Origin of the sequence: Elstera litoralis (assembly GCF_000963705.1) — a bacterium.
Lineage (GTDB): Bacteria > Pseudomonadota > Alphaproteobacteria > Elsterales > Elsteraceae > Elstera > Elstera litoralis.
The window spans coordinates 1-2,375 of the sequence record NZ_LAJY01000543.1 but is presented as its reverse complement, the minus strand read 5'-3'; the positions used below and the strand labels follow the sequence as shown (position 1 = coordinate 2,375).

Annotated in this window: 4 protein-coding genes; all 4 read right to left on the bottom strand. The window is 60.5% G+C overall.

Going from position 1 to position 2,375, the window contains the following annotated elements; translation table 11 throughout:
* Window positions 1-162: 162 nt before the first annotated feature.
* Window positions 163-468, bottom strand: a complete 306-nt coding sequence (gene yidD / locus VZ95_RS17195; protein WP_045776947.1) for a membrane protein insertion efficiency factor YidD — start codon at window positions 466-468, stop codon at window positions 163-165.
* Window positions 465-824, bottom strand: coding sequence for a ribonuclease P protein component (rnpA, locus tag VZ95_RS17190; RefSeq protein WP_045776946.1), 360 nt, complete (start codon window positions 822-824; stop codon window positions 465-467). Before rnpA ends, yidD begins: the two co-directional genes overlap by 4 nt.
* Window positions 825-899: 75 nt before the next feature.
* Entirely contained in the window at window positions 900-1,034 is a 135-nt protein-coding gene (rpmH, locus tag VZ95_RS23260; RefSeq protein WP_084627882.1) for a 50S ribosomal protein L34, read from the bottom strand.
* Between the two features lie 98 nt (window positions 1,035-1,132).
* Complete coding sequence (locus tag VZ95_RS17185; protein WP_045776945.1) at window positions 1,133-2,098, bottom strand: DUF6056 family protein; 966 nt, start codon at window positions 2,096-2,098, stop codon at window positions 1,133-1,135.
* Between the last annotated feature and the right edge of the window lie 277 nt (window positions 2,099-2,375).

The following is a 2,375-nucleotide window of genomic DNA, read 5'->3' as shown; positions in this document are numbered from 1 at the left end:
GGCGGCGTTGCGGGCTTCATCGGCACGATCACGGCGGCTGGTTTGGGCCACCGGCGCGGGCGGCTTGGGCTGCTCGACGAAGAATTGGAAGCCGACGAGAATGGCGATGGAAATCACGATCGCAAGGATCAGGTTCCGTTGTTCCATGATTTGAAGGCAGCCTTAAGGATCGCGGGAGGGCGGAGAAGAGGCGACTTGTGTCGCTGAAAAACGGGATGAGGTAAAGCCCGAAACGGGCGGCACGGGATCATACCCGTAACCTCCCCAGGGATGGCAGCGGCACAAACGCTTGAACGTGAGCCAGGAGCCTCGGCCCGCGCCGTGGAGGCTCAGCGCTTCCAACCCATAGGCCGAACAGCTTGGCTCGAAGCGGCAGGCGCGCGGCAGCAGCGGCGACAGGGTGCCGCGATAGAGGTGGATCACCCCGCGCAGCAGCCGGGTGGTGAGACCGAGGGGCGGGGGGCTCATGCCGCGTCTTGCCAGGATTTGAGGCGGCGCATCGCCACTTCAATATCGACCAATAGATCGGGCCAGAGCCGCGTTACGGTCTGCTCGCGGGCGATGACGACGTAATCCAGGCCGGGCTTGGCGTGGTCAGCCAGAACGGCGCGCACGGCCTCGCGCAGGCGGCGGCGGGCGCGGTTCCGCTGCACGGCTCCCCCAACCTTGCGGCTGGCGGTAAAGCCGATTCTTGGACGCGCGGTGCCATCCAACGGGTTCGGGGCGACTTGCAACACGAGGCCGGGCATAGCCCATTTTCGGCGCAACGCGGCAACCCGCAGAAAATCGGCACGGCGCTTGAGGGGATAAAGCGGTGTTCGCATGGGAACCCTAGCTAGAACCCCAAAAAACAGAAGGCGGCAGCAAGCGCCGCCGCCATTCTTCCGATGGGTCGGGTGTTAGGCCGACAGGCGCTTACGGCCCTGGCCCCGACGGCTCGCCAGAACATTCCGGCCGCCGACGGTCGCCATGCGGGCACGGAACCCGTGCCGACGCTTACGGACAATCTTGGACGGTTGATAAGTGCGCTTCACGATGGGAACTCCCGAAAAAAATGGCTTGTCCGTATAAGGGCTGTCGGCCTGTGAGTCAATGCTAACGATGCAGGGCTAACGATGCGGCTTTGATCCGGCTAAGGTTGACAGGGCGTCTCGGACCGGACAACGGACGGCGGCTCCCCTGATTGCGGCAGGCGATGTTCGACGCAGGTCACGCCCAGGAAGGCCGCGAAATGATGGTTGCGATAGTCGCGCGGATCGGAGCCGATGTCGAAATAAACCGGCAATACGGTTACGGGCCAGATCCTATCGGTCACGATCACTCGCCCGGCCTGTCCCCGGTAGGGATCGGCTAGGGCAAGGCGGCGGTCGAAGGTTTGCCGGTTCTCGACAGTGGCCGACGCCTCGGACCAAAGCGCGCTGGGTCGGGGGTGGAGTCCAAGTCCGGCGATCACGCCAATGGGGGCGACAAGCTGGAGCGCGGTGCGCCATGACTGCGCGCGCGGCAGGATAAGCCAAGTGAGGCCCATCGTTGCGACAAAAGCGATCAGAAACAGCGCATCCAGCAGGCGGCGGGGGGCCGCGCCCTGGCCGGAAAAGGTAGCGGTGACAAGGACGAGTGGTACAAGCGTCGCAAGTGCGATCACGCCGAAAAGGAGGTGTAGCCGGACCCAGGGCCGCGCCTCCAGCCCCTCGATCAAGGCGCGCTGCCAGGGAGTAACGGTCAGCGCCGCCGACAGGCTGAGCGCCAAGACGGGGGCCAGGAGAAGATAAGGAAGATCGGGGGTGAGCAGCGCCCAGGTTTCCGCAAAAGCCCCGCCCAAAGGCATGGGCTGCGAGGTTTCCATGCGGCGTGCCACCCCCGGCGATAGCATCATGGCGAGGATCGTGCCGCCAGTAAGGCTCAGTGCCGCGAGAAGGGACAGCAGCCGTGCCCGCTGCCCATCGGATTTCAGCCAAAGGTTGATCCAGAAAAACCCCGCAAGAATGGCGAGATAAACCAATCCGATAGCTTCATGCAGCAACGGAAGAGCAATGGAAAATATATATAAGGCGGGATGCACAGGGCGCGCGAGGCTGTTCAGGGTCAGCGCCGACATGGCCACACATAAAACGGCCGGAAAAAAATATTCAACTACTGCGGTAAAGAAAAAAAAGATTTTCACCATAACGGGAAAAAATTTGGGAAATGCTAAAAAGCAGTAAGGTTATGATGGCGGCGTTCAGGCGGTTTTTAATTGTGATATGAAGTATATAGAAACATATCAAAAATATTGAAAAATAGACGATCACCATCAATAAAGAGTGGTGAATGAATAAAAATTCAAATTTGGCGAGGCCGTATTCGATAAGCATCGATATAAAACGCGGATTGAA